This is a genomic window from Candidatus Reidiella endopervernicosa (assembly GCF_013343005.1).
Lineage (GTDB): Bacteria > Pseudomonadota > Gammaproteobacteria.
Genome location: NZ_CP054491.1, coordinates 2,061,514 through 2,085,162, shown reverse-complemented (window position 1 = coordinate 2,085,162; position 23,649 = coordinate 2,061,514). Strand labels below are relative to the sequence as shown.

Genomic DNA, 23,649 nt, shown 5'->3' with positions numbered 1-23,649 from the left:
CCGGTGCTGTAGGTGGCCGCTGCTGTAGCCGTGCACGCATCATCGCGCACAAGTGACATCGGAATGGTGCTCACCACCGCACGGTGTGTATGGCCCTCGCCACGGTGCGCACTGTAATTGCCGCGCGTCAGGTCCGGTCGAAAGCTGACCGTAGGCACGGTTGATGGTGCCGCGTTGAGACTGGCAAGCGGCCTTGCCTGCGTTCGGTGAGCTATCCGCCAAGGCCGATCGCCGACGGTGTATCGCGCTGTTGGAATCGGCTAGACCTGTCTGAGGGTCGGGCTATTGGCATCGATGACTGTCGGCATTTGGTGATGCGCGGTGCTGTAGGTGGCCTGCTGTTACCGGCCGCATCATCCAGCACGAAGCTACGGGAATGGTGTCGCCCGCCGCACGGTCGGTATGGCCCTCGGCCACGGTGTAGGTAGCACTGTAATTGCCGCCCGTCAGGTCGGTGAAACCGCTGACCGCAACACCGTTGATGGTGCCGCTGTTGAGACTAAGACCGGCTTTGCCTGCGGTGATGCTTACCGTCACCGCATCGCCGACTTTCATCGCCGCTGATTGGGATGGTGACGTGCTGTACGTCGGGCTATTTGGCATCGTATGGCAGTCTCGGCTGTTCTGCGGTGATGGCGGTGCTGTAGGTGGCACGTGCTGTTACCGCCGCATCGACCAGCACGAAGCTACCGGATGGTGTCCCGCCGCACGATCGGTATGACCCTCGGCCACGGTGTAGGTGAGCGCTGTAATTGCCGCCGGTCAGGTCACTGAAAGCGCTGACGGCAACACCGTTGATGGTGCCACTGTTGAGGCTCAGACCGGCTTCGCCTGCGCTGATGCTTACCGTCACCGCATCGCCGACTTTCATCGCGCTGTTGGGAACGGTGACGCTGCTGATGGTCGGGCTGTTGGCATCGATGCTGTCCGCATTCTGCACAATACCGGTGCTGTAGGTGGCGCTGCTGTTACCGGCCGCATCATCCAGCACGAAGCTGACGGGGATGGTGTCACCGACCGCACGGCCGGTATGACCCTCGGCCACGGTGTAGGTGGACTGTAATTGCCGCCCGTCAGGTCGCTGAAACCGCTGACCGCAATACCGTTGATGGTGCCGCTGTTGGGGCTCAGACCGGCTTCGCCTGCGCTGATGCTTACCGTCACCGCATCGCCGACTTTCATCGCGCTGTTGGGAACGGTGACGCCGCTGATGGTCGGGCTGTTGGCATCGATGCTGTCCGCATTCTGCACAATACCGGTGCTGTAGGTGGCGCTGCTGTTACCGGCCGCATCATCCAGCACGAAGCTGACGGGGATGGTGTCACCGACCGCACGGTCGGTATGACCCTCGGCCACGGTGTAGGTGGCGCTGTAATTGCCGCCGGTCAGGTCACTGAAAGCGCTGACGGCAACACCGTTGATGGTGCCGCTGTTGAGGCTCAGACCGGCTTCGCCTGCGCTGATGCTTACCGTCACCGCATCGCCGACTTTCATCGCGCTGTTGGGAATGGTGACGTTGCTGATGGTCGGTACGATACTGTCCACCAGCACCGCGGTCAGGCTACCCACCGAGTTCAGGGTGGTGGTGAGATCATTCCCGCGGCATCCTTCATGGTGCCTGAGTTGAGCGTTATCAAACCACCCACGGCGATACCGTCGGTATCCGCCAGGCCGCTCTCCACGATGTAGCGGAACACCAGTGCACTGGTGCCAGAGCCGCTGAGATAACTGGCGCTCTTGCCCGTCGCCCCAATGGTCAGTGCCAGGGCCGGGTGCCACTGCCGGTGTTGACGGTAACGTTCTCATAGGTATTAACGGTGAAATCGAGGTTTTCGCCCGCCACTAGGTGGCATTGGCGGGTACCGATACGCTGCTCACGGTCGGCGCGGTGCTGTCTACCAGTACCGCGGTCAGGCTGCCCACCGAGTTCAGGGTGGTGGTGAGATCATTCCCCGCGGCATCCTTCATGGTGCCTGAGTTGAGCGTTATCGAACCACCCACGGCGATACCGTCGGTATCCGCCAGGCCACTCTCCACGGTGTAGCGGAACACCAGTGCACTGGTTCCCGTACCGCTGACATAACTGGCCGTCTTACCCGTCGCGCCGATAGTCAGTGCCAGCGTCGGGGTACCGCCGCCAGTGTTCACCGTCACATTTTCAGTGGTGTTGACGGTGAAGTAGAGATTATCACCCGCCACGTAGGTGGCGTTGGCTGGGACCGAGACGCTGCTGACGGTAGGAGCGGTGGTGTCCATCGACACGCTAAAACTACCCGCGCTGGCATTGGCGTCAACATAGTCCACTGAATCGTCCGCCACCTGGCTGCCGACAATGGCGATGGTATAGGTGTCGTCATCCGCATCATCCCAGCTTCCGCCGGGGGGGGTAACGGTGTAGGTAGCGGTACCGTTGACGCGTTACCGCTCCAGCTGGCACCCGTTACGGTTGCGCCGTTATTCACGGTGACATCGCTGGTGTCTATGGAGCCACTATTAAAGTTAGCGTCGCTATCGCTGTAGACGACAGTGAATGTGTATGAGGTATCACCGGCGTTAGCCTGGGTGACGTTATTGGCGGTGACGGTGCCGGCGGTGGTGGCGGCGTTGGGTGGATCACCTTGAACGACCTGGAAGATCATATCGTAGCCAGCTACTGCTGAACCATTAAAATACAACTGGCCACCAGCATAATCTCCAACTGTATTGTAAATCCAATCTGCACCGTCCGTTAAGGTGAAAGTATAAACGTTACCGCTGGTGATATTCACAGTGGAACTAAGTGTGACCACGGTATAATCCGTATAACCACCAGCAGCCACAACAGAAGCATTGGCCACCGTTTGTGTATGCAGCAAAGAACCACCCGTTCCGCGCCTGAGTAAATTTTCAGCGTCGAGTCAGCGGTTGGAGTGGTTGCCAAAAGATTGATGCTTGTAATAACTCCTGTTTTCGTCGCAGTAAACGAATTTTCGAACGTATCTCCAATTTGGATGATTGCCATCGAATCGTGGCTATTGGGGGTTACTCGTTATCGTTACTGGAACAAGGGTTTCACTATAAGCTGCTATCGCCTCATCGCTCAGGGCAACACGAGTCTCAACTGCATACGTAGACTCAAAAACCCAATCCCCCCCCAAAGAAGACGCACCGGTCAAATCATCAGAAGCAGAAATATCGGCATCAGTCGCAGCGGCCAGTTGGCGAACAAAGGCACTACCCTTCTTCCCCTTCGCCACATTACACCCATAAATCAGCAAATCGCCCTGTTCTTTCAGGGCGGCACCGATGGTTGTCAGTTCAGTTTGGTGTTGGTTAAGGTTGCTTTGGTCAATGGCTGCATCACCGAGTAGCAGGCGTCCCGGTTCACCGTGTGACATCAAATGAATGGCATCAAGACCGTGGCGACTTTTGAGGCTGTCAGCGATACGCTCCAGGCCTTCGCCCTTGCCTAGCAGCAGCACTTCGACATCTGGGCTGAGGCCCTTAAGTAGGGTTTCACGCTCGGCCACGGCGGCATCGATCACCAGTAGTTCATGGTGTTCGGTGTCACTAACAGGTGATTGCAGCGAAACGTCGTTCTGCATGGAATGGTATGACTCCGCTAGATTCACACTGCCTGACGGAGATGCTTCCGCAATTGTTGCGTAGCCGATGGTTATCAGACTTCCCACATACAGGGTTGCCATGACCATTACTGTGCTATCCAGGATTCTCTGTATCGATTGTTTGCTAGTGACCAAAGTCATCATGATTTTTCTTCCTTAAAAATTATTTTTTTTACACGACCTTTATCAAGCCGTGAGATTTGTTTTTATTAATCGATAACTTGCTGCCAACACCTTCAACACAATCGTAATGAATATGAAGTTATGTTCGCTCTACTAGCGATACTCATCGCCTTAGAATTAAATGTGGATTCGAATAACGAAAGAAGTGACGCTCGCATAATACCCAGGACATAAAGAGCATTATTCGAAGCGCAGATGGAAGGTGCTTAGCACATTCAGCAACAAGGGTTGCTGACTTAATAACAGAACTCATAGGGTCTCTTCTCAAACCCGGCATCCGACCGGATATTCACGTTTTTTTTCGTTATTAGTGTGTGTGTGTGGGGGGGGGGGCTGAGAAGTTAGATCGACTTCCATGCTCACTTATAATCCCTTGGCCCGGATACTACCTGACAATCATGACATTCGTAAACCTGCATTCAGTCAATATCAGGCACCGTAGTTAATAAATAAGTCAGCCCACCATCTGCACCACTTGCCAGTACTATGACTTGGGTAATTTCACCCGGACAGAGGGAAGATGAAGGCTATTTCCCCCTATCCCAAACACAAGCTATTTAGTAATCAGTCCGCACGTTCTTCAGTGGCCCAAAGCTTGTGAGCAGCCGGCAGCCACTGAGTCGAATGTTCTTCCCTTAATACGCTCCTCTTTGGGAGAACATGGTCAAACAGCCCCCCAGCCGTTCGAAGATGACAAATATAAAAACAGGCAAAACAGTCAGAAAAATGACATTCGAGCCCCTTCGTGGTAGTTTTTGCCGCCTTATTAATAAGTAAAATGGCCTGGGAACACGGATTATCTACTGTTCCCGACAACATCTAACACCTTCTGACTTAAGACTGGATCGGGAATGCACAACCTCACTCTGCTGCTGTTCCTCCCCATTATCGGCGCGGCGCTGATCGCTGTTCTGCCGAACGACAATCGCCAACTGATTCGCAACACCGCACTCGCCGCATCGGGTGCCACGCTGCTGCTCGGCTGGGGTTTGCTGCTCTCCTTCGATACCGCTAGCGCCGCCATACAGTTCAGCGTCAATGTTCCCTGGAATCCACGTCTCGGCACCTCTTTCTCACTCGGTATCGACGGCTTCTCGCTGCCGATGATCCTGCTCGCCACCCTGCTCAGTCTGATCGCAATCATGGCCTCGGCCAGCATCAAGGAGCGGGTTAAGGGCTACTACCTATTAATGTTGCTGCTCGAATCAGCGATGCTCGGCGTCTTCATGGCGCAGGACTGGTCGCTCTTCTACGTCTTCTGGGAGCTGACGCTGATCCCGCTCTTCTTCCTTATCGACCGCTGGGGTGGCAAGCAGCGTCACACCGCCTCGCTCAACTTCGTGCTCTACACCATGGGCGGCTCGGTCTTCCTGCTACTGAGCGTACTGATCCTCTTTGATGCCCTGCCTGGCCACTCTTTTGCCATGGACACCATGCTCGCCGGTGCCCGCGCCCTGCCGGAGCAGACCCAGATTCTGATCTTCCTCGGCTTCCTGATCGGCTTCGGCGTGAAGATGCCGATCTTCCCGATCCACGGCTGGCTACCGCTGGCGCATGTCGAGGCGCCCAGTCCGGTCTCGATCCTGCTCTCCGGCATCCTGCTCAAGATGGGCTCCTACGGCCTGATCCGCGCCGCCGACATGCTGCCCGCCGCAGTGCTCGCGCTGCAGGGGTTTCTCGCCGCACTGGCGCTGTTCAGTCTTGTTTACGGTGGCCTGCTCGCCTGGCGTCAGCGTGACCTGAAACGGATGATCGCCTACTCCTCGATCAGCCACATGGGTGTGGTACTGCTCGGCATCGCCACCATGAATGTCGCCGGACTGACCGGCGCGGTAATGCAGATGTTCGCCCACGGCCTGGTTGCCGGTGCGCTATTCCTGCTCATCGGTCTGCTCTATGAGCGCACCCAGACCCGCGATGTCACCCACTACAGCTCGCTGGTTCGCACCACGCCGCGCTTCGCTTTCTTCACCGTGCTCGCCTTTGTCGCCGCCGTCGGCATGCCCGGCACGGTCGGCTTCATCGCCGAGCTGCACGCCCTGATTGGCGGTTTCGAACGCTGGGGCTGGGTGGTCGTACTGCTGAGCCTCGGCGTGCTGATCAGCGCCGCCTATGCGATTCGCACCGTCGGCCGCCTCTTCACCGGCCCGGTCCGTAAGGAGATGGCCGCGATAGAGGATCTGCGCCGCACCGAGATGGTCGCCGCCGGGGTGCTCACCGCAGCCATCGTGCTAATCGGTTTCTACCCGACCCCGGCACTGGAGCTGGTCTCCAGCTCGGTTGAACAGATGAGCGCCGCGTTTGCGGGCACACTATAAGGAGCCGTAGCCGTGTCCAACGCCAGCCATTCCGCTACCATCGAAGAGATTCGCGAACGCCTTAACCACGCCATCGAGCACTTTGAACATGTGCTTCCCGGTCAGGCACCGATCAAGGACTTTGTCCACCACAACACCCTGCACGGCTACGAGAAGCTCCCCTTTCCCGACGCACTGGCGGCGGTGGAAGAGAACAGCGGTGTACACGGTTACCTGCCGATCGAGCAGTTCCGTAAATTCTACAAACAGGGACGCATCAACCGCACCGACCTGCAGCAGATTCTCAACGAGAGTCCTGAGCTGAATGCCGACGAGGTGCTGTTCCAGAGCACCTCGGGTCCCGTGAGTCGCGGCGAGATCACCATCGCTGCACTGGTTAACCCGCTCAACCGCCTCACCGGCTGCCAGCTCAACTGGAAGATTGAGGAGCAGGATGCACTGCACAGCTTCCAGGATGACGTCAGTGACAAGCGTCGTCAGCGACTGCTCAAGGCCGCCGCCGAGAAGGGATTCAACGGCGAGGCCGATGCGATCAACGATCTCTGGGGCGCCTGCCTTGAGGGGCTGGGTCTGGAGTACTACATTCTCCACCCCGAGGAGCTGATCGACCTCTCACCCGAGGATGCCGAACGCATCCTGACCTCGCTCAGCGGCGAGGAGTCGGGTGAAGAACACTCCCATCACCACCGCGCCCAGCAACATTCCAAGGAGCTGCTAAGCGAACTGCTCGAACGGGCCGGTTCCGACCTGACCCTGCGCGGTGTGCTGAAGGCGGTCACCGGTATCGATCTGCTCGACGAACTGCGACCGACACTGGTGCGCTACCTTGCCGCCTATCTCGATCAGGGCATGGCCGCCTGGCACAATATCGATCGCAGTGAGGGCTTCTACGCCGCCTGGCGCAACAGCGCCGCCAACGATCTCGGCTGGCTCTTTGATGATCTACCCGAATGGCGTGACGAGCTCGATTTTCTGCCCGAAGATCCACTCGAGACGATCATCATCGAGCTACGCCGTCTCGGTCTTGAGGCGTCGAAGTGGGAACGCTATCTGGAGCTGCTCTCGCTGGAGATTCCTGGCTGGTCGGGCATGTTCCTCTGGCGTCATCTCAATCCCGGTTACGAGGGTCTCGATACCAAGGTCGAGATGATCGACTACCTCGCGGTACGGCTGATCCTTGAGCGCCTCTTTGCCCAGCGCATCTGCCGCAAGCAGTGGCAGCTCGAGGCAAGCTTCGATGTGCTGCGCTGGTACTTCCAGCGCCGCAGCTCCGAGTTCCTGATTCGTTACGCGCTGTTCAACAGCCACCTGCCGGAATACCTGATCACACAGGCACAGCGCCAGATCGAACGTGCCCACTCCGAGACGGAGAACTACGCACCGTGGCAGCAGCTTGCCGATATGATCTGGACCTGGCAGCAGAGTCCTGCCGCCGACCGACCCGATAGCTACACCGTGCAGCACCATGCCTGGCAGCTGTTCCGCATCGCTCAGCACCTCGGCCTCTGCGGTGATGAGATACGCACCCTCAACACCGCACAGCTCGATGCGATGTTCGATCTGCTCGATGAGCTCAGCGACAACCGCGCCGGCTTTATCTGGCTGCGCGCCTATGAACGCCACTACCGCGAGCAGGTCTTCAACGCCATAGCCGCCAACCACGGCCGCGGCCGTAGGGCAGTCCGCGAACAGCGCCCCTCGGCGCAGGTCATCTTCTGTATGGATGATCGTGAAGAGGGAATCCGCCGCCATATTGAAGAGCTCGCCCCCAGTGTCGAGACGATGGGCGCCGCGGCCCACTTCAACGTCTTCAACTTCTGGCACGGTCTCGACGATGAGAAGCCGAGCGTGCTCTGCCCGGTGGTCGCGGTGCCGACACACGACGTGCGTGAGGTTGCCAAACCGGAGCATCAGCCGCTCGCCGAGAGCCATAGCCAGCGCCGTTCACTGAGACTAAAGATCAAGTCGCTACTGGCCCAGTCGACCCAGCGCAACATCTTCAGTTCGGCACTATTGATCACCGCTGCGGCACCGGCTGCACTACTGACACTGATCGGCAAGAGCATCGCCCCGTTCGGCTTCGGCCGAGCAGTGGAGAAGAGCCGCCAGAGTTTCGAGCAGGAGCGTATCGACACCCGTATCCAGTTCACTGCTACCGAAGCGAAGAGCGACGCCACCCCCGAGGCACCGCAGCAGGGCTTTACCGATAGCGAGCAGGCCGATCGTGCCGAGGCGTTCCTGAAGAACATCGGACTGCTGAGTGACCACTCACCGCTGCCGGTGATCATGGGTCACGGCTCGATCAGCCAGAACAATCCACATCTGGCCGCCTACGACTGCGGTGCCTGCAGCGGTCGCCACAGTGGCCCCAACGCCCGCATCCTGGCAGCGATGATCAACCGCCCCGAGGTGCGTGCACTGCTCGTCGAACGTGGTATTACGATTCCTGATGACACCTGGTTCATCGGGGCCGAGCACAACACCTGCAACGAGGAGATCATCTGGTACGACGCCGATATCATTCCCGAAGCGCTGCAGAAAAAGTTCACCACCCTGCAGGCACAGTTGCTGGAGGCCTCCGAGAAGTCGGCCCACGAACGCTGCCGCCGTCTCGCCTCCGCACCCGACAATCCGAGTCTGAAGCAGGCGTATCGCCACATCGCCGGTCGCGCTACCGATTTCAGTCAGGCACGCCCCGAGCTGGGCCACGCCACCAACGCCTCAGCGCTGATCGGTCGTCGCTCGGTGACCCAGGGTGCCTTCTTCGATCGCCGCATCTTCCTCATCTCCTACGACCCAACCACCGACGAGTCGGGCGCGGTGCTGGAGCGACTGCTGCTGGCCAACGGCCCAGTCGGTGCCGGTATCAGCCTTGAGTACTACTTCTCCACGGTGAATAACGAGGAGTACGGCTCCGGTTCCAAGGTGACCCACAACGTCTCCGGCCTGCTGGGCGTGATGGACGGCACCAGTGGCGATCTGCGTACCGGCCTGCCGCGACAGATGATCGAGATCCACGAGGCGATGCGCCTACTGGTGATCTGTGAGGCGACAACCGAGATGCTGACCGAGATCTACAAACGTCAGCCACCGATTCAGGAGCTTGTCGGCAACGGTTGGCTGCTGCTCGCCGCCAAAGACCCCGACAGCGGCACCATCCACAGCTTCGATCCGAGTCAAGGCTGGATTGAATGGGAGGGTGATCAGCCGCCCCTGACCACGGTGAAACGCTCACCCGACTGGTACAACGGTCACAGCGAGCCGCTCACCCCGGCGCTGATCGAACAGCAGGAGGTGGCAAATGCTTAACACCCTCATCTGGCTCGTCCCGGCCCTGCCGATATTCGCCGCCCTCTGGATCGGCATTGGCTATCTGGCCGGTTTCAACCGCGGCGAGATCGGCGAACAGCCGACCGCACAGATCGCCATCAGCGCCACCGCCATCTCACTGATCTTGATGCTGGTACTCGATGCCAGCGCAATCATGGCCGGCAACGCACCGGGGCAGATCGCCCTCGCCCCCTGGCTCACCACCGGCAGCTATCAGGTGCTGCTCAGCTTCACCCTCGATAACCTGAGTCTGGCGATGGCAACACTGGTGGCGCTGATCTCACTGCTGATGATGCGCTTCTCGGTCAATTACATGCACCGTGAGGCGGGCTTCCAGCGTTTCTTCATGATCATGTCGCTCTTCAGCGGTGCGATGCTGCTGATCGTCACTGCAGGCAACGCGGTCTTTGCCTTTATCGGCTGGGAGCTGGCGGGCGTCAGCTCCTACCTGTTGATCGGCTACGCCTTCGACCGACCGACTGCGACACAGAACGCCACCCGCGCCTTTGTCACCAACCGTATCGGCGATGCCGGTTTCATCATGGCGATCTTCCTCAGCTTCTCCTATCTCGGCGGTATCGAATGGCCATTAATCACCAGCGAGGCGCACGATCCCGACGGTATCGGTGCCGGTCTGATCGCGGGCGGTTTCCTGCTCGCCGCGCTGGCAAAATCGGCGCAGGTCCCCTTCTCGCCCTGGATCGCTCGCGCCCTGGAGGGACCGACCCCTTCGAGTGCAATCTTCTACGGTGCACTGATGGTGCATGCCGGTGTCTACCTGGTCGTTCGTCTACAACCGCTGTTCGAGCAGTCACCGATGGCGATGGCGGCACTGATCATCTTCGGCCTGCTCACCATGCTCTACGGCTACTTTGGTTCACTGGTGCAGACCGACGTAAAGAGCGTTTTGATCTTCTCCGTGACCACCCATGTCGGACTGATGTTCCTGCTCTGCGGCCTCGGCCTGTTTGAAGTAGCTGTCATCTACATGGTGCTGCACGCCGTGTGGCGCGCCTGGCAGTTCCTCACCGCGCCATCGATGATGCACGACATGGTACGCCCCACCCGTCCGGTACCGGCGTGGCTCGCCAAACGCCGCGCCTTCTACACCGCCTGCCTGCAGCGCTTCTGGCTCGACAATCTCGCCGACGCGCTGTTTGTACGCCCGACCCAGGGACTGGCCCGTGATGCACAGCGCTTCGATGAGAAGGTGGTCAACCAGCTCGCCGGTCTGCCCGGCTCCGCTAACGCCCTCTCCTCACTGGCCGAGTGGGAGAACCGTAAGGGAGTACTGGTCGAGGGTGAGATCGGTCGTGGCAGCGGTGTCTTCGGCAAGATAATGGAGTGGATCGCCTCTGGTCTGCACTGGTTCGAGGAGCATCTGGTACTGAAGAGCGGCGGTGAGGGACTGCTGAAACTGATTCGCCATATCGGTGCCTACCTGACCCAGATCGAGATGCTGCTGAGTCAGCCGCGTTATCTCATTCTGCTTATCGCCATCACCTTCATCGTGATTATTTGAGGAATCTGCCGAAGTGATCATCACCGAACAACACTGGAGCACCAGCCTCGACTTCCCACTACTGGCCGTGATGCAGCTGCTGCCGCTCATTGCAGCCGCCGCCCTGCTGATATTGCGCGAAGGTCGTCACCGCTTCACGATCGCCTATCTCGTCACCGGCGCCGAACTGCTCCTGGCAATCCTCCTGTTTATGAAGTTCGACCACACCACCTCCAACATGCAGTTTGCCGAGCAGCTGCCGCTGTTTGGACCACTGCTCTACCACGTGGCGGTTGATGGCATCAGCGTGCTGTTTATTCTGCTGACCGCACTGCTGAGTCTGATGGTGGTGGTCTACGGTCGCGTGATTCCGATTGAACAGACCTCACGTTTTCTCGCTGCAGCACTCGGAGCCGAATCGACCTTGATGGCGATGTTCATGACCACCGACATGCTCTGGTTTGTACTGGTCTCGATTTTCGAGCTAGCGATTGTCGGTTACCTGCTGTGGCGCTGGGCCACCTCACTGGAGCGCAATATCGCGCTGGCGCGCTACCTGCAGTTTATGGGCACCAGCGCCACACTGTTGCTGGCGGGTGTACTGATGCTCGGCTGGAACTACGTCGATGTCACCGGCGTCTGGAGCTTCGATCTGCCGCGCCTGCTTGAGGTGCCGATCGCCGCCTCGATCCAGTCGGTGCTCTTCTTCCTGCTCTTCTACGGTCTGGCCATTCGTACCCCACTCTTCCCGCTGCACGGTTGGTTGCCGGTGGCGGCTGAGCACGGCACCGTGGCGGTCGCGCCGGTATTCCTGCTGGGGCTCAAGATCGGTGTATACGGCATGCTGCGCTTTGTCTTCCCGCTGCTGCCCGATGAGGTGCTCTACTGGCAGCCTTTCATCGTCGCCTTCGCCGTGGCCGGTATCTTCTACGCCGCCACCCTGGCGCTGATGCAGACCAACCTGCGTCGCCTGCTCGCCTTTGCCGTGGTCAGCCACACCAGCGTGCTGGTGATCGGGCTCTTCAGCCTCAACCACACCGCCTTTCAGGGCAGCACCATGCTCTCGGCCAACTTCGGTCTCGCCAGTGCCGGCCTGATTATGATGACCGGTATCGTCTTCTGGCGTACCCGCACCATGCAGCTCGACCGTCTCGGCGGTCTCTTCGACCACCTGCCCTTTATCGCCATCGCGTTTTTGATAGCCGGTCTCTCGATCGTCGGCATGCCCGGCACCCCCGGCTTCGATGCGGCGCATCTGATGCTGGAGGCGGCAATCGGAGAGTTCGGCGCTCTTGTCACCGTGGCAGCGGCGGTCGGTAACGTGGTGGCCGCAGGCTTCCTGCTCTGGTCATTCCAGCGCGCCTTCCTCGCGCCCAAGCCCGAGAGCATGACACGCGAGATCGCACCCGCTTCAACACTGGAGCTGATCCTGGCCAGCACCATCATCACCGTGCTGCTCACCTCCGGCTTCCACTCCGATCCGTGGCTGCAGCTGATCGAACACTCATTCGATGGCCTCAACACACTCTACGGCGCCACCGCTCACTGAATGGTCGTTACAGGAATCTCTACCGATGCTTGATACAGTTACCAACGACTTCCCCATTCTGAGTCTGATGATCGTCTCGCTGCCGGTTGCAGCGCTACTGATCTGGCTGACCCCCGACCCGCTACGTGCGCGCTGGATCGCGCTGACTGCCGCACTGTTTGATCTGGTGCTCTCGCTCATCGCCGTGGCGCAGTTCAATCCAGCCAACAGCGGCTTTCAGCTGGTCGAGCGCCACAGCTGGATTCCGACGCTCAATGTCGACTACCTGATCGGCGTTGATGGCATCTCGATTCTCTTTCTGCCGCTGACGGTATTGCTCTTCATTGGCGTAATCCTCGCCTCCTGGAACACAACCCGAACCCTGCCGCGTCTCTATTTCATGCTGCTGATGGTGCTGGAGAGTTCGGTCATCGGCATCTTCTGTGCCCTCGACACCATGCTCTTCTTCCTCTTCTGGGAACTGACGCTGATTCCGACCTACTTCCTGATCAGCCTCTGGGGTGTCGGGCCCAACCGTCGCTACGCGGCGGTGAAATACACCCTCTTTATGATGGCCACCGGTGTGCCGATGCTCTTCGGTTTCCTGGTACTCGCCTTCAATCACACGGGGGCTAGCGGATTGGTCTTTGATTACCAAACGCTGCTTTCCACACCGCTCCCGGCTGAGCTTCAGACTGCCGTCTTCTTCCTGCTGCTGGTTGGCTTTGCTGCCAAGGCGGGTGTGGTGCCGTTCCACTCCTGGTTACCGACGGTAGCGATGGAGGGTCCGGCCGCAATCACCGCCATCATGGTGGGCCTGAAACTGGGGCTATACGGTCTGATCCGTTTCACCATTCCACTCGCACCCGAGGCCGCGCACGAGTTCCACTGGCTGCTGGCCGGACTGGGAATCTCTGGGGTGATCTACGGTGCGATCCTGGCGCTGGCGCAGAGCAACCTACGACGCATGCTCGCCTTCTCCAGCATCAGTCACGCAGGTCTAGTTGTACTCGGTATCGCCTCACTTGAGATCATTGGTCTGCAGGGCGCGCTGTTCCAGCTACTCAACTTCGTCGTTGTGGCGGGTGGCATCTTCCTGCTCACCGGTTATCTGCATCAACGCATCGGCTCAACCGACTACGCCAGCCTTGGCGGTGTCGCCAAGAGCATGCCGTTGCTCGCCGCCTTCTACTTCCTCTCTTGGCATTGCAGGCATGGGCGTACCCGGCACCAACGGCTTTGCTGCTGAACACGCTATTCTGATCAGCGTACTCGAAGCCCACACCGGTACCGGACTTGCGGCACTCTTCGGTCTAATCCTCGGCGCAGGTTACTTCCTCACCATCTACCGCCAGGCCTTCCTCGGCCCGGTACAGAGCACCGTTGTCGCCGACAGCCTCGACCTGAAACGGCGTGAACTGACCATCATGATGGTGATGGCACTATTGATTATTGAGCGGGACTCTATCCGAATGGAGTTTACGATCTGACGCGGAGCGCGAGTGAGGCATGGGTGAGTGGCGTTACTTTACAAGCAGGTAGCTAACGCCTCGCATCAGCGGCCTAGCCATAAAACAGTGCCAACACAGCGTTTGTTAGCGAACTATTTATAGTCCAACCCAATAGCTCAATAGTGAGACGACGATAACGACGATTAAAGTAATTAAGAATTTGTGTACTGTGGAAGACTCTGGAGAGGCATCCACACTACTATTTGCTTTGGATGGCTCCGATCCCTTTCCCTCATATTCGCCTATTATTTCTCTCGCCCTTTCGTAATCTTCGTCTGCCATCATGAACTTTAGCCAGATCTGTCGGGGCAATTTCTCCAATACCACCCTGTAGAAAATACCCGCTCACATGTGCCTCAATCTCATTTGACAGCAACATCCCTTTGACGATTTCAGCTTCTGTAATATCTCTGGCCCGATAAACGATTTTCATTCTATTAGATATAACGCCTAGCTGTGGGCGCGAGCCGCAACGCGGCGCAGCGTTGATCTTCCCCGATAAATCGGACACGAGCGCCTTGTTAGGTTGCTCAGCGCAATTTTCCATGAATACCTTCATCTTTTGCTTTTTCTGAACGTATAACCTAACCGCAGAAACGATACCGAGAACGATGCTTCCGAACAAAACCCAAACAATGAGTTCAAAAGGCAACAAGTTATGAGATGTCGGATAAAGCAAGATATTCAGAATAGCCACACCTAGCACCACTAAGGGTAGAGATGCTGCAACTCGCCACACCCCTGCCATCGCAATATTGTATGTAGCACAACCGCAATAAATCCGAGAACTAACAGGAGCACAGCAAACATAAACGGATCCATTCGTTCTCTCCTACAACCTAACGCCTAGCTAAGCCATCCGACGCAGTGGGGCTTTTGCATGCTATGCTTTTTAGCATGCAAAAGACACCGCGGAGTTGGGTCGGCTTGAGCTTATTGTTATGCTTTTTGACTCCACTGCCCGGATTTTCTTCGCGTACAAGCATGTTCATAAACTTTTCAAAGCGCTTATGCCTAGTTTCAGGCTTCTTTGCACTTATCAGCCCATACGCAATGATATAACGACTCGATTTATTGAGAGTTTCAAAACTGTTTCGCCTTCGGCTTGCTCTTCAGCGCTGCTAGGAAATCGGCGGGCACTTCCACTTCACTCACCACATAGGCATTTTCCCACCGGCCGTCCGCTTTTGCAGCACGAACATGCACTAGCCCATGCTCTGTCATTCCACCCTTGCTTATTAAGCGCTCTGCATGCTCTCTGTTTCTTTTGACCAGCTGCTTCGCACTTTCCGAGGAGTAATTCGCTGTAAATAAGCTTGCTCATCAATTGACTTCTTGATGCCGTCGATCCAGCCCCAGCACAGTGATTCAACCACAACATCGTCCCAGGTCACGCTCGGAATACCAGTCTTTTTCTTGAATATCTTTACCCAAAGCTCACTTTCGGTAGCGTGATTCATCTCAAGCCACCGCCCAAGATCTTTCGGTGTTGCAAATGTCATGATTCTCGCTGGATCGGGTTCAGGCATGAAATTAGATTCTCTTAAACATAACGTTGCGATAGGGGCCGAAGCAAGCGCAGCTTGCGGAGGTCCCAGCGAGTCTTGCGAGCACTATAATTGCCTGGTTATGCGAATGGGTGCTATCCACAAGCCGCTGCGTAAATTTAGGACCCACCATGTAAAACAGAACAGCCATTGCCAGTACAAATACCATAACTCCTAGATACAGCCTAAACCTTAGAGTTATAGCCCTTTGTGCAGTAGCGGCATCACCTGATATAGCGAGGTCATTCAAACTCAAAAAGTCTTGCACGTGGTTGTAGAACCAGCTGACTGGAGCTCCCATATCCTTGATGTCACGTTTGATGAGATACCAATTTAGGTTCACCAGAAATATGACTATCATGACAACTATTTCCAGAATCATTTTCTTTTTCGCCTAACGTTCTAGCTAAGAGGCTCGGTGCTTTTAGCCGAGTCCTATGCGTTTTTGCACGAACTTGAGCACCTTGTTAGCTGTTGCTGTCAAAATACAGTACAAACCATAAATATTCATTGATATTTAAGCCTTTATCTTTTTCTTCCTTAATATGCTTCCAGTTATTAACACCCTCTTGCTCGAAGTCAGTTTTATTGCACAGAGCATCAAATGCACTCAAGGTTTCTGTAGCTGTACGCTCAACATATTGCTTCCAATTTTCTTCAGTTTTTCTGTTAATCGGCTCGAAGTTAAGCCAATAAGGTTCAGCTGTACCAATTGGGCCTTGAAATTGTGGTTGACCACCTAGGTTCGCTAAACCCGCAACTCTAGCAGCCTCAATAACTTTTGGTATGTCTTCCATTTTCCAAGCATGTTCACCACCAGGGCTGATAGATGCTTTGGATATTAGTTCTTTCGGTAGAGCTTCTTCTTCCATTTTTTATACAGCTAACGCCTTGGGTAAGGGGCGCACGCCGAAGCGTAGCGTCCCAGTGAACGGTAGTAAACGAACTTAACCCACTTGTTATGTAACAAACCGGGTCAGAGAGCAATTTCCTATAATATGCTAATACCCAACCCAGTACATCCCTTGCTCCTCTTCAACTCTCGGCCTTCCTGGTTTCCCCAATCTCGTCTGCCTTTTGGTAATCTCCTCAACCCTGTCTTTGAAATATGATCGTCCCAGCACCAGCTCGTGGTTAAGTGATTCTCGTATCTCATGAAGTGCTTCATTGTTAATATAATGTCGAAATAGCTCACGATACGCTGCCTTACGCTGCTGCTGATCACTACTTAGCTCAGCGTACAATGGATGATCTGATATCAGTGCATCCTCTCTACCCTGCCCATTAGCATGGAAGCTTGACCATTTGTATTCTCCCGGATGATCAACCATCTCTGCCCGCACAGGATTGAGCTCGATATAGCGCATGCATGTAAGAAGATAGTGATCACTATCAATCAGGCTGGACCTATAACGCCCCTCCCACAGGGTGCCGGTACGATTGTAGGTTTTATTGATGTAGTAGACATACCGACGCCCTAATGCCTGCATCATCTGATGATAGGCCATGATCCACCATAGGTGTCACCAACAGATGGACATGATTTGTCATCAACACATAGGCATGGATACGACAATCATATTTGATAGCCGACGTATGAAGATCATCGAGGTAACGTCTATAATCCGCCTCAGCATAGAAACAGGGCTCTTTATTATTACCCCTCTGAATAACATGCTGAGGAACACCAACAAGATTGAAGCGAGGTTTACGTGGCACTTTTCACCACCATGTGAGCAGTCTTAAATAACCTTTAAAATATTAGTAACGAGCTATATTAGAAACAATTTCTCTCTGGCACCTATTTCACTGAGTTAAGGGCAACCGCGGTGTGCGTTGTACTGACTTTTACCCTGTTTATTCGTAAGTTTCAATCTTGAACCTATTGACTTCTTCAGCAGACTCCTATTTGTTTTAATATTTCGCACTTAATGGTGAACGGCGGCTTTCATTGATTTCCGCACTTGCCGCATTTATGAGTGGTTTATTGACATGCTGTTAATGGAATATAATTTTGCGTTGCATAGCAGGTTGGATAAATATGAATGTTAGGTTCGTCATTCTCACCAATGTAGTACCTGATCCATGAACCAATTGTCTTTTGTGTTATTAAGTTTTCTTTTAATTTTCTATTTCTTTGGTTTATTGTAGGCTGGTCCTAGTCTCTAACTGTTACCTGTTCATGACTAAGCATCTATCAATTTTTCTTTAATTTTTACTTGCTTTATGAAGAGCGCTATCTGCTTCTTTATTTAGAAATTAGCCAACATCAGTGCTGTTTTAAGGCTGCCTAAGGCAAATTGTATTTTGTGAAGGCATGACTATTTTCCTTTGCTCTATTTTTTAAACATAACAGTTGATTATGTGGACGGCACATATAATGCGTTATGTGGCCGGCTCGTATAATTGCATTATGCCGCCAATAGTTCTACAAACGTTCTCATATGAACAATTCTGACTATGGAGCAGTTTGTTATGGAACCGACGGATCTGGCCAAAGATGAATCGATTAAGCGATTTTGGTTAACTATCTGAATCTGCTCAAATCCTTCCGTATCTCGGAGAAGACTCTTCCATGGTATCGACGGCATATTGAGGGCTTTATTAGCGATCTCCGCTCTACCCGATTTCAACTGCAATCTGCTGAGCAGGTCAATCAGTGGCTTGCGAGACTGAGTCGAGACAATCGGCTTGATGGTTGGCTCTTTCGACAGAAAGTTGATGCGGTACGACTTCTGTTCAGCCACCTGCTTAAACTGCCCTGGGCGAAGGCATTTGATTGGGAACGTTGGTGCGATGGTTCTGCCGTACTCGCTGACGACCACCCTACGGTTGCACGAGGTTTCGAGGGGCGGATCTGGGTGCTTCGAAGCGGGTAATAAGCTGGGCAGGAACACCCGGAGCTTTATAGAAAATTTCTGGCGGCAGTATGTATCCCCGACTTCCGCCCAATACTGAGAAGAGCTATCTCTCCTGGATCAATCGTTTCCTTCGATTTCATGCTCCGCTGCTCCCTGCGCAGTTTGGTGAGTCTGAGGCTGCCTCCTTTTAGAGCATCTCGCTATTCGACGCAAGGTCGCTACTGCCACACTGTCTCAGGCACTGAATTCGGTGGTGTTCTTCTTTGCTCGTGTTCAGGATCTGTGGGACACGCCAATGTCTCTACCACCATGATCTACACCCACGTGCTGGGGCGCGGTGGACATGGCACACGTAGCCCATTCGATTCACTCGGCCAACTGCCACCACAAATGACCCTGGATGTGACTGTGAGCTACCTACAGCTCTACGCCACGGAAGATCTCCCAGTGGCTTGATCCCGGAACGATGATCGGCTCCAGGTCAGCACCGAACTGTGCGTGAGCCTCGTAGGTGGCCATCTCATCCCACATCGCCTGCAGGCTTTCGAGGCTCTCTACGGCGTGGTCGAACTCGAAGCGTGACTCTTTGGCCCCGATCGACCCATTGACGACACGCAATCGGTCTCGATTCAGGCCAACCTTCTCGCCGACCTCCTCGAACCACTGTTTCATTCTCTCGACAAATTCATCCTTCTTGCCGAACCGAACATCTATAACCCAACGTGCAATGAACATAGCCTTCTCCTTAGCTAGGAGCTGCAGCAACGCTTTCAGGATCGAGATCGATTAACGCTATTAATGGTGAACTATTAATTCGTTAAATCGGGATTTGTGCTGATCGCCAGATCGTTCAGGAAGAACCTCTTAGCGAGCATGAGATAAATATAATCGAAGGTAAAACTATTTCCAGCTGAGTATCGTTTAGCACCATTACTGTGCGGCACGACTCATCTTATCGTCGGCACGATTTTCAGTAATGATCGTCGTGGCAATATCGTACAGGGGTACAACCTGATCGGCGGCTTCGAGCTTTACCGCCTCCTTGGGCATGCCGTAGACAATGCAGGTCGCCTCATCTTGAGCGACGGTATAGGCACCGGCATCACGCATTTCAAGAAGTCCTCGGCCCATCGTCACCCATGCCGGTCATGATAATGCCGGTAGCATTATTACCGGCACATTTGGCTACCGAACGGAACAGCACATCGACAGAGGGGCGGTGTCGGTTGACCATCGGTCCATCAACGATCTCGACGTGGTACTGCGCTCCACTCCGTTTAACGACCATGTGGCGTCCACCCGGTGCGATCAGAACCTGTCCCGGTATGACTCGATCGTTGTGTTTTGCCTCGCGTACCGACATCTCACTGATGGAGTTCAAACGCGCCGCGAAAGATGCGGTGAACTTCTCCGGCATGTGTTGTACCACAACGATTCCGGGTGCAACTCGCGGCAGTGAGGTCAACACCTCCTCCAGCGCCTGGGTTCCACCGGTCGATGTACCGATAGCGACAATCCGATCAGTCGTCTTGACCATCGCGCTACTCGCAGCTGAGATGATCACATCGGCGCTATGTTTCGGTTTGGCTCTATGCGGTGTCGCTTCCTTTCAGGGCACGCAGATTTGACTCTGCAGCAGCCCTGACTGCCGCGACCAGGTCGCGTGATGATTCTTGCAGGAATTGTTTCAATCCAATTTGTGGTTTGTGATCACCTCCACGGCACCGGCCGAGAGTGCCTGCATGGTGGTCTCGGCACCTTTGGTGGTGAGCGATGAGCAGATCACCACCGGGGTTGGGCGTTCAGCCATAATCTTTTGTAAAAGGTGATGCCATCCATACGCGGCATCTCGACATCGAGCACGATTACATCGGGCCACTCTTTATTCATACGATCCATTGCAAAGATCGGATCTGATGCAGTTGCAACAACATCAAGATCGGGTTCGCTAGCGAAAACCGACTGCAGCACCTGACGGACAACGGCCGAGTCATCGACGATCAAAATCTTAATAAGCCCCATAAGCCTTTAGACCTCGCGCACTGGCAAACACGCTGTTGTCTGCCTTTTATCCTTAGTGAACCATCAACCAGTGAGAAATAGAGGTAGCGGCTGATATGACCACCCACATCTTCATCAACGATGGGTATCTGGTGTTGTGAGAGCAGCTCCTGACTTTAATGATATTCCGTGCACCAACATTGAAACTGTTATTAACGTCTGAGGAGAGCATGCACCCTCCTCCAATAATTCGAGCCTCAAATCTGCATGGCTGCAATCCCATCTGCTGCGCCTGCGCAAGCTGCCACTCGAGCGCTTCAGTCGCGAAGTACCCACTACCATGCTGAATTGACCGCAAGCCACGCTCCGGTAGTACGACATGACTCATTCCACCCGCCTGATCAAGCTCACTCCATAGAACCAGTGCGACACAGGAACCCAGCAGGGTTTCAACCTGCTCATCATCGCAACCAAAATAGGATTCTCCGGGTAGGAGTGAGATAGAGTGAGTCGTGGCGTGTAGCGTGAGCATCACTTACGGCATCTGGTAGATTGATGGCACAACGGCACGCATACCGGTTTCGAGTCCATTGAGCGTTTCTGAGTGACCAATCACTAGATAGCCATCGGGACGCAGCCGTTTCATCAGGTGTTTTAACACCTGTCGTTTCACATCCTGTGAGAAGTAGATCATGACGTTACGCAGAAAGATGACATCAAACAGACCCAACTCCGGAAGATCCTGGGTCAGGTTGGCACTTTAATCTGCACCTTATCCAGCAGTTCGTTACTGATGGTAAAACGCCCCGTCTGTGAACCGACCCCTTTTAGACAGTAGTGGTGCAGGTAGTGCTGCGGATATTCTCAGCTCGTTCCATCGGATAGAGCGCAGATTTTGCGGTCGCTACAGCGTGTTCACTAATACCGGGGAGTCGCTATTTTTGCGAAAGTTTGTTTTGGGCATCCAAGCCCAAGCAAACAGCAAAACTTCACGCGACCGTTTATGCCTGCGGCGCCCCGACCGTCCTGCGTTCGTTGCGTAATCACCTCTTCGCGGCTCTACACAACTCCCTCAGTGACTCTACGCCGACATAAAGCCGCTGCGCATCTTCTTCGTCGTTCGCTCGCGCTCTCAACTACGAATAGGCAGACGGCGTCGACTATCGGGACTAACCGCCCTCACTTCGCTCTCCATGGCGGTCAGCGTGAGCCCGCCTGGAGCGTTGCCCAGAGTGCAGCGGCAATCGCCAACACGTTGAGACCAAGATCAGCCAGTGATGCAAAGATGCTCGAGTAGAAAAGAGCGAACGGATCAGCCAGATCATGCCAGCGTGGATGGTCACATAGAGCAGCAGTGGCGGTTCAGCAAACCAGGTCACTGCGGCGACCACGGACCAGAGCAGTAGTACGCTAACTCTCCCTACCGCTCCGGCTGCGCCGGAGCAGATAGATCAGATAGACAAACACTGTCGCTGCGATCAGCAGCCGTAACAGACCACTGCTACCACCCAGCGTGGATGAGAGGGTAAAGAGCAGTGCTGCGACTACACTGAGCAGCAGCGCAACGGCGACGCCCTGAAGAAAGGTTGGGCGGCTCATGAGTGGCTCCTCCGCTCTTTCTCACGCAGCAGTGCAATCTCAATCTCCTCATCGAGTACCGACTGGTCGGGAGCAGACCACTCAGTTGCACCGTTAACCGTTTGACGTTGGTTATCCAACAGCTCCGCCTTCTGCCGCATGCTCTCGAGCGTGGCGCGGTTCTCCTCTGCATCCCGCTTACGCTCAACAATCTGTCGCTGCAGTGACTCGGCACGCTGCTCGATCACACCCTCAAGTCGTTGAGACTCAAGTTTACGTTTGATCAGGCTGCGCGCCAGATCATCCTTATCGGCATCGATACAGAGATCGAGCTCAGCATCGATCTCCACCAGTGCCTGTTGAAGTATTTCGACACGCTCGGCGATCTGTTCTCCCTCTTCGATCAGTTGACGTAGCTGCTGCTCATCATCGGCAAGCGCCTCCTCCATCTCACGGATCGACTGTCGTAGTAGTACCTCCGGCTCTTCGATACGATCTAGCACCGCATGCATATCGGCTCTGAATAGTCGTGTGACTCGGTTGATAAGTGCCATCTCTCTTCTCCTCTGTGGGTCTGCTGTTGTAGATCACTCTAGGCGCATGACCGCTGAGGCTGTAGACACATTCAGGTAAAGATTTCAGAGGATTTGTTTACAAAAGATTTACATGTCGCTGGGGGGGCGAGCTGATAAGCTTGGCAGCGTATGAATAGAAAGATTCGCCTATTACCGGGGAGTCGCTATTTTTGCGAAAGTTTGTTTTGGGCATCCAAGCCCAAGCAAACAGCAAAACTTAACGCGACCATTTATGCCTACGGCGCCCCGACCGTCCTGCGTACGTTGCGTAATCACCTCTTCGCGGCTCTACACAACTCCCTCAGTGACTCTACGCCGACATAAAGCCGCTGCTGCATCTTCTCCGTCGTTCGCTCGCGCTCTCAACTACGAATAGGCAGACGGCGTCGACTATCGGGGACTAACCGCCCTCACTTCGCTCTCCATGGCGGTCAGCGATTGTGGAGGATGAGGCCGCCATTCGTGACGGTCTGGTCGACCTGTTTATCTATCACGGCTATGAAGTTGAGAGCGCCGCCGATGGCGACCTTGGTCTGGAGATGGGGCAGAACGGCCGCTTCGACCTGATCCTGCTCGATGTGATGTTGCCAGGTATTAACGGCTTCGATATCTGTAACCGCATCCGCGAGCAGGATCGCGATCAGCCGATCATCATGCTCACCGCCAAGGGCAGCGATGAGGAGATCATCCAGGGGCTCACCTACGGAGCCGATGACTACGTCACTAAACCCTTCTCCGTCAGTCAGCTGGTACTTCGCGTGAAAGCGGTACTGCGTCGTTCAAAAGTCGTCGAGGCTCAGTCGCATACGATAGTGCTGGGCGGAGAGCTCAACATCGACACCCGCAACCTCAGTGGAGAACGGAAGGTAAGGAGATCGCCTTCACCCGGCGTGAGATGGATATTCTCGAGTACCTCTACGCCAATCGTGAGCGCCCCGTCTCCCGCGAGGAGCTGCTGCACAAGGTGTGGGGTTATGCACGTGATCTCGATCTGGAAACCCGCACCGTTGATATCCACATCGCCAAGCTGCGCCGTAAGATCGAATCAAAACCCTCCGCACCGAACTATCTCGTCACCGTCCGTGGTTCCGGTTATAGGCTGCAGGAGTAA

Annotated in this window: 22 protein-coding genes and 5 pseudogenes; 10 read left to right on the top strand and 17 right to left on the bottom strand. The window is 55.2% G+C overall.

The window, feature by feature from the left end; translation table 11 throughout:
- Positions 1 to 282 precede the first annotated feature (282 nt).
- From HUE57_RS11630 to HUE57_RS11610, 6 genes are all read right to left on the bottom strand, one after another.
- On the bottom strand, positions 283 to 555 hold the full coding sequence (locus HUE57_RS11630; protein WP_174673228.1) for a hypothetical protein: 273 nt from the start codon (positions 553 to 555) through the stop codon (positions 283 to 285).
- A gap of 37 nt (positions 556 to 592) precedes the next feature.
- On the bottom strand, positions 593 to 871 hold the full coding sequence (locus tag HUE57_RS11625; protein WP_174673227.1) for a hypothetical protein: 279 nt from the start codon (positions 869 to 871) through the stop codon (positions 593 to 595).
- On the bottom strand, positions 868 to 1,569 hold the full coding sequence (locus tag HUE57_RS11620; RefSeq protein WP_174673226.1) for a hypothetical protein: 702 nt from the start codon (positions 1,567 to 1,569) through the stop codon (positions 868 to 870). The genes HUE57_RS11625 and HUE57_RS11620 overlap by 4 nt, the downstream gene beginning before the upstream one ends.
- A gap of 5 nt (positions 1,570 to 1,574) precedes the next feature.
- Complete coding sequence (locus HUE57_RS19650; protein WP_272901962.1) at positions 1,575 to 1,697, bottom strand: hypothetical protein; 123 nt, start codon at positions 1,695 to 1,697, stop codon at positions 1,575 to 1,577.
- 145 nt (positions 1,698 to 1,842) lie between these two features.
- Complete coding sequence (locus HUE57_RS11615) at positions 1,843 to 2,304, bottom strand: hypothetical protein (protein WP_174673225.1); 462 nt, start codon at positions 2,302 to 2,304, stop codon at positions 1,843 to 1,845.
- Positions 2,305 to 3,011: 707 nt separating this feature from the next.
- Positions 3,012 to 3,692 (bottom strand): DUF4347 domain-containing protein, encoded by a 681-nt coding sequence (locus HUE57_RS11610; RefSeq protein ID WP_174673224.1) that lies wholly within the window; start codon positions 3,690 to 3,692, stop codon positions 3,012 to 3,014.
- Between the two features lie 947 nt (positions 3,693 to 4,639).
- Between HUE57_RS11610 and HUE57_RS11605 the strand changes: the two genes are divergently transcribed.
- Genes HUE57_RS11605 through HUE57_RS19975 form a run of 6 tightly spaced genes read left to right on the top strand, consistent with a single transcriptional unit; the run spans position 4,640 to position 13,955 of the window.
- On the top strand, positions 4,640 to 6,106 hold the full coding sequence (locus tag HUE57_RS11605) for a complex I subunit 4 family protein (protein ID WP_078484870.1): 1,467 nt from the start codon (positions 4,640 to 4,642) through the stop codon (positions 6,104 to 6,106).
- A gap of 12 nt (positions 6,107 to 6,118) precedes the next feature.
- Positions 6,119 to 9,415 carry a DUF2309 domain-containing protein gene (locus tag HUE57_RS11600; protein WP_078484869.1) on the top strand — a complete coding sequence of 1,099 codons (3,297 nt, stop codon included), beginning with the start codon at positions 6,119 to 6,121 and terminating at the stop codon, positions 9,413 to 9,415.
- On the top strand, positions 9,408 to 10,958 hold the full coding sequence (locus tag HUE57_RS11595; protein ID WP_078484868.1) for an NADH-quinone oxidoreductase subunit 5 family protein: 1,551 nt from the start codon (positions 9,408 to 9,410) through the stop codon (positions 10,956 to 10,958). The genes HUE57_RS11600 and HUE57_RS11595 overlap by 8 nt, the downstream gene beginning before the upstream one ends.
- A gap of 13 nt (positions 10,959 to 10,971) precedes the next feature.
- Positions 10,972 to 12,486 carry a complex I subunit 4 family protein gene (locus HUE57_RS11590; RefSeq protein ID WP_236725771.1) on the top strand — a complete coding sequence of 505 codons (1,515 nt, stop codon included), beginning with the start codon at positions 10,972 to 10,974 and terminating at the stop codon, positions 12,484 to 12,486.
- A gap of 25 nt (positions 12,487 to 12,511) precedes the next feature.
- Positions 12,512 to 13,714 (top strand): complex I subunit 4 family protein, encoded by a 1,203-nt coding sequence (locus HUE57_RS11585; RefSeq protein ID WP_320416237.1) that lies wholly within the window; start codon positions 12,512 to 12,514, stop codon positions 13,712 to 13,714.
- Positions 13,680 to 13,955 (top strand): hypothetical protein, encoded by a 276-nt coding sequence (locus HUE57_RS19975; protein WP_320416236.1) that lies wholly within the window; start codon positions 13,680 to 13,682, stop codon positions 13,953 to 13,955. The genes HUE57_RS11585 and HUE57_RS19975 overlap by 35 nt, the downstream gene beginning before the upstream one ends.
- Positions 13,956 to 14,208: 253 nt before the next feature.
- On the opposite strand, the gene HUE57_RS19135 is transcribed toward HUE57_RS19975, so the two are convergent.
- The 5 genes and pseudogenes from HUE57_RS19135 to HUE57_RS19130 all read right to left on the bottom strand — a co-directional run bounded on the left by HUE57_RS19135 (position 14,209) and on the right by HUE57_RS19130 (position 17,242).
- Positions 14,209 to 14,673 carry a putative signal transducing protein gene (locus HUE57_RS19135; RefSeq protein WP_236860578.1) on the bottom strand — a complete coding sequence of 155 codons (465 nt, stop codon included), beginning with the start codon at positions 14,671 to 14,673 and terminating at the stop codon, positions 14,209 to 14,211.
- 265 nt (positions 14,674 to 14,938) lie between these two features.
- Positions 14,939 to 15,505: pseudogene (locus tag HUE57_RS11575) on the bottom strand (YdeI/OmpD-associated family protein); the annotation flags it as partial.
- A 485-nt stretch (positions 15,506 to 15,990) separates the two neighbouring features.
- Positions 15,991 to 16,395, bottom strand: a complete 405-nt coding sequence (locus HUE57_RS11570) for a hypothetical protein (protein ID WP_174673223.1) — start codon at positions 16,393 to 16,395, stop codon at positions 15,991 to 15,993.
- Positions 16,396 to 16,524: 129 nt separating this feature from the next.
- A complete protein-coding gene (locus tag HUE57_RS11565; protein ID WP_236860577.1) occupies positions 16,525 to 17,031 on the bottom strand; it encodes a transposase in 507 nt (168 codons plus the stop codon).
- A complete protein-coding gene (locus tag HUE57_RS19130; RefSeq protein WP_236860576.1) occupies positions 16,973 to 17,242 on the bottom strand; it encodes a transposase in 270 nt (89 codons plus the stop codon). Before HUE57_RS19130 ends, HUE57_RS11565 begins: the two co-directional genes overlap by 59 nt.
- 1,210 nt (positions 17,243 to 18,452) lie before the next feature.
- Between HUE57_RS19130 and HUE57_RS20310 the strand changes: the two are divergent.
- Positions 18,453 to 18,697 (top strand): annotated as a pseudogene (locus tag HUE57_RS20310) (site-specific integrase).
- A gap of 104 nt (positions 18,698 to 18,801) precedes the next feature.
- On the opposite strand, the gene HUE57_RS11555 reads toward HUE57_RS20310, so the two are convergent.
- From HUE57_RS11555 to HUE57_RS11540, 4 genes and pseudogenes are all read right to left on the bottom strand, one after another.
- Positions 18,802 to 19,119, bottom strand: a complete 318-nt coding sequence (locus HUE57_RS11555) for a hypothetical protein (protein WP_174673221.1) — start codon at positions 19,117 to 19,119, stop codon at positions 18,802 to 18,804.
- A gap of 195 nt (positions 19,120 to 19,314) precedes the next feature.
- A pseudogene (locus tag HUE57_RS11550) lies at positions 19,315 to 20,406 on the bottom strand (protein-glutamate methylesterase/protein-glutamine glutaminase).
- A pseudogene (locus tag HUE57_RS20305) lies at positions 20,385 to 20,773 on the bottom strand (chemotaxis protein CheD). The pseudogenes HUE57_RS11550 and HUE57_RS20305 overlap by 22 nt, the downstream one beginning before the upstream one ends.
- 147 nt (positions 20,774 to 20,920) lie before the next feature.
- Positions 20,921 to 21,136, bottom strand: coding sequence for a CheR family methyltransferase (locus tag HUE57_RS11540; RefSeq protein WP_174673747.1), 216 nt, complete (start codon positions 21,134 to 21,136; stop codon positions 20,921 to 20,923).
- A gap of 252 nt (positions 21,137 to 21,388) precedes the next feature.
- On the opposite strand from HUE57_RS11540, the gene HUE57_RS11535 reads away from it, so the two are divergent.
- Positions 21,389 to 21,682 carry a hypothetical protein gene (locus HUE57_RS11535; RefSeq protein ID WP_174673219.1) on the top strand — a complete coding sequence of 98 codons (294 nt, stop codon included), beginning with the start codon at positions 21,389 to 21,391 and terminating at the stop codon, positions 21,680 to 21,682.
- 113 nt (positions 21,683 to 21,795) lie between these two features.
- Here HUE57_RS11535 and HUE57_RS11530 read toward each other — a convergent pair whose 3' ends face one another.
- Together HUE57_RS11530 and HUE57_RS11525 are read right to left on the bottom strand one after the other, a co-directional pair.
- The gene (locus tag HUE57_RS11530) at positions 21,796 to 21,984 is read right to left on the bottom strand and encodes a hypothetical protein (protein ID WP_174673218.1); all 189 of its coding nucleotides are present in this window, start codon (positions 21,982 to 21,984) and stop codon (positions 21,796 to 21,798) included.
- Positions 21,981 to 22,517 (bottom strand): PspA/IM30 family protein, encoded by a 537-nt coding sequence (locus tag HUE57_RS11525; RefSeq protein WP_174673217.1) that lies wholly within the window; start codon positions 22,515 to 22,517, stop codon positions 21,981 to 21,983. The genes HUE57_RS11530 and HUE57_RS11525 overlap by 4 nt, the downstream gene beginning before the upstream one ends.
- Before the next feature lie 253 nt (positions 22,518 to 22,770).
- Here HUE57_RS11525 and HUE57_RS11520 point away from each other — a divergent pair, with 253 nt between their 5' ends.
- Both HUE57_RS11520 and HUE57_RS11515 read left to right on the top strand, forming a co-directional pair.
- Positions 22,771 to 22,914, top strand: a complete 144-nt coding sequence (locus HUE57_RS11520) for a hypothetical protein (protein WP_174673216.1) — start codon at positions 22,771 to 22,773, stop codon at positions 22,912 to 22,914.
- A gap of 61 nt (positions 22,915 to 22,975) precedes the next feature.
- Positions 22,976 to 23,649, top strand: a pseudogene (locus HUE57_RS11515) (response regulator transcription factor).

Excerpts from the sequence above, each read along its gene's own strand:
- HUE57_RS11605 (WP_078484870.1), top strand. The coding sequence starts at position 4,640 with ATGCACAACCTCACTCTGCTGCTGTTCCTCCCCATTATCGGCGCGGCG.
- HUE57_RS11535 (WP_174673219.1), top strand. The coding sequence starts at position 21,389 with ATGCCTGCGGCGCCCCGACCGTCCTGCGTTCGTTGCGTAATCACCTCT.
- HUE57_RS11555 (WP_174673221.1), bottom strand. The coding sequence starts at position 19,119 with ATGTTCATTGCACGTTGGGTTATAGATGTTCGGTTCGGCAAGAAGGAT.
- HUE57_RS11610 (WP_174673224.1), bottom strand. The coding sequence starts at position 3,692 with ATGGTCATGGCAACCCTGTATGTGGGAAGTCTGATAACCATCGGCTAC.
- HUE57_RS11525 (WP_174673217.1), bottom strand. The coding sequence starts at position 22,517 with ATGGCACTTATCAACCGAGTCACACGACTATTCAGAGCCGATATGCAT.
- HUE57_RS11570 (WP_174673223.1), bottom strand. The coding sequence starts at position 16,395 with ATGGAAGAAGAAGCTCTACCGAAAGAACTAATATCCAAAGCATCTATC.
- HUE57_RS11530 (WP_174673218.1), bottom strand. The coding sequence starts at position 21,984 with ATGAGCCGCCCAACCTTTCTTCAGGGCGTCGCCGTTGCGCTGCTGCTC.
- HUE57_RS11585 (WP_320416237.1), top strand. The coding sequence starts at position 12,512 with ATGCTTGATACAGTTACCAACGACTTCCCCATTCTGAGTCTGATGATC.
- HUE57_RS11520 (WP_174673216.1), top strand. The coding sequence starts at position 22,771 with ATGCCTACGGCGCCCCGACCGTCCTGCGTACGTTGCGTAATCACCTCT.
- HUE57_RS11625 (WP_174673227.1), bottom strand. The coding sequence starts at position 871 with ATGAAAGTCGGCGATGCGGTGACGGTAAGCATCAGCGCAGGCGAAGCC.
- HUE57_RS11565 (WP_236860577.1), bottom strand. The coding sequence starts at position 17,031 with ATGGCCTATCATCAGATGATGCAGGCATTAGGGCGTCGGTATGTCTAC.
- HUE57_RS11595 (WP_078484868.1), top strand. The coding sequence starts at position 9,408 with ATGCTTAACACCCTCATCTGGCTCGTCCCGGCCCTGCCGATATTCGCC.
- HUE57_RS19975 (WP_320416236.1), top strand. The coding sequence starts at position 13,680 with ATGGGCGTACCCGGCACCAACGGCTTTGCTGCTGAACACGCTATTCTG.
- HUE57_RS11630 (WP_174673228.1), bottom strand. The coding sequence starts at position 555 with ATGAAAGTCGGCGATGCGGTGACGGTAAGCATCACCGCAGGCAAAGCC.